The sequence below is a fragment of the Hyella patelloides LEGE 07179 genome (genome assembly GCF_900659865.1).
Lineage (GTDB): Bacteria > Cyanobacteriota > Cyanobacteriia > Cyanobacteriales > Xenococcaceae > Hyella > Hyella patelloides.
In genome coordinates this window covers 1-1,834 of record NZ_LR214417.1, presented here as the reverse complement: position 1 = coordinate 1,834, position 1,834 = coordinate 1, and the positions used below count along the sequence as shown (strand labels likewise).

General features: G+C 40.8%; 3 protein-coding genes. 2 read left to right on the top strand and 1 reads right to left on the bottom strand.

All coding sequences use genetic code 11. The features are described 5' to 3' along the window. Positions 1-277: 277 nt before the first annotated feature. Entirely contained in the window at positions 278-787 is a 510-nt protein-coding gene (locus H1P_RS35410; RefSeq protein ID WP_144876477.1) for a hypothetical protein, read from the top strand. 11 nt (positions 788-798) lie between these two features. Further along, entirely contained in the window at positions 799-1,053 is a 255-nt protein-coding gene (locus tag H1P_RS35405) for a nickel-binding protein (RefSeq protein WP_144876475.1), read from the top strand. A 35-nt stretch (positions 1,054-1,088) separates the two neighbouring features. Here the strand turns inward: H1P_RS35405 and H1P_RS35400 are convergent. Continuing rightward, positions 1,089-1,834, bottom strand: a 746-nt coding sequence (locus H1P_RS35400; protein ID WP_144876473.1) for an RNA-guided endonuclease TnpB family protein, incomplete at its 5' end; no start/stop codon positions are given.

The window sequence follows — 1,834 nt, the reverse complement described above, 5'->3', positions numbered from 1 at the left end:
CCCCTAAATAATGTCTAAACTCTCTTTTCTGTGCTTTAGTTCTTAATAAATCATCAAACTTTTTACACCATCTATCGAAACAGGGAGGCATAGCTGCGGGAGTAGTTTCTCTCATGATAGCGATCGCCTTATAGAGTAATGCTCAACTCAGTTATTTAAGGCATTATATCTTGTTTTTATTGTCAGAATTGTTTAAGTCCCGTTAAAACAAGGAATTATTCTCGATCGCGTCGAGCAAAATCATTGGGATGAATGGCTTGGTTTAACAGAATTAGTCATGGTAGAGTTGGAAGCTAAAAACTTAGAATCTGTTTTTAATCATTGTCAAGATTTAATTTCTATCGCTACTAAACTAGAAGGAGGTAGTGAAGCAGCTTTTACCCAAGCTCTTGAAACCTTAGCTTACTATGCTCGCGATCCTCAATCTGCTGCTAAGAAATTAGAAAAAGCGATCGCTGCTCTTCAAGAATTAGATACCCAACGCAAACTAGCTTACGTCTTAACTTACGCTGCGGAAATCGCTCTAGAACATCAAAATCTCGAACAGGGGTTCATTTATGCTGAAAACGCTCTCAAAGCTGCTCAAATCGTGGCACATCCTAGCGATATTGCCCTAGCTTGGTTAACCTTGATTCGAGGAAAATGGATGATGGATGATATGCCTGAAGCAATCGAGCAATTTACCCAACTCCAAAAATATCTTGGTAATCAAAGTATATGCGATCGCGCCAAACAAAAGATTATTGACTTGGAACAACAACTAAATGAGAAATTAGAATTGATTTAACAACTAAAACTATGGTTCATGTCGTTATCGAAGCCACTTATAATCCTCCTCTCAACGATGAAACTATGGAGGCATTAGAAAAAAAAATAACTCCCTGTTTAAAGGCACGTAACTTAATCTGGATTCGCTCTTTGATTTCCCGCGATGGTCGCAGATCGGTCTGTGAATACAAAGCAGCAGATACAGAAACGGTGAGAGAAGTTTACCGACAAATAGGCATCAATGTCAAAAGTGCTTGGGTAGCAGAAATAGTTAGTCCTGATTGACATACTCCCATCGGCTATGCCGAGGGATTCTTGATTCATCCCAAGATAGCTAGATTCGTCAAAGACGTATCCCCGCTAGAGCCTGATCCACAAGCACGTCTTGATGCGCATTCCCTTGCGCCTTTCGGCGACGCGGGGTCGCATCGCAACACGGTCTGCCCGACCGCTAAAATGTTCAAGGCTGCATTTTTGTCTCTTTGATTGAGACTATTGCACCTAGGACAACTCCATTCACGAACTGAAAGAGGTAACTTGTCTATGATGTACCCACATGGATGGCACCGTTTAGATGATGGAAACCAACGATCTATTGCTCCTAGTTGCCTATCATGCCATTTGCACTTATATTCTAGTTGGCGCAAAAATTCACCCCAACCACAATCAGCTATGGCTTTGGCTAACTTGTGATTAGCCATCATATTTTTGACTGCTAGAGTTTCAGTGTAGATAGCTTGGTTTTCGCTAACCAATTTTGAACTTAGCTTATGTAAAAAATCTTTTCGGCCATCGGCTATTTTAGCGTGAAGCTTTGCCACTTTTAACCTTGCCTTGTATCTGTTGTTAGACCCTTTCTTCTTCTTAGCTAGTCTACGTTGCAGAGTTTTAAGTCTAGCTTGGTATTTTTGATAGTGCAAGGGATTGCCAGATGCCCAACCATTTGAGCAAACAGCTACGTCTTTAATTCCTAAGTCAATTCCGATTTCTTCTGTTGTCGGTGTCCATTGCGAGAATTCTTCCTCAACCAAAAAAGAGACAAAGTACCTGTTACTTGGGTCTTTGG

What these genes read in the sequence shown, in the direction of transcription:
- H1P_RS35410 (WP_144876477.1), top strand. Translation starts at nt 278, where the DNA reads ATGGTAGAGTTGGAAGCTAAAAACTTAGAATCTGTTTTTAATCATTGT.
- H1P_RS35405 (WP_144876475.1), top strand. Translation starts at nt 799, where the DNA reads ATGGTTCATGTCGTTATCGAAGCCACTTATAATCCTCCTCTCAACGAT.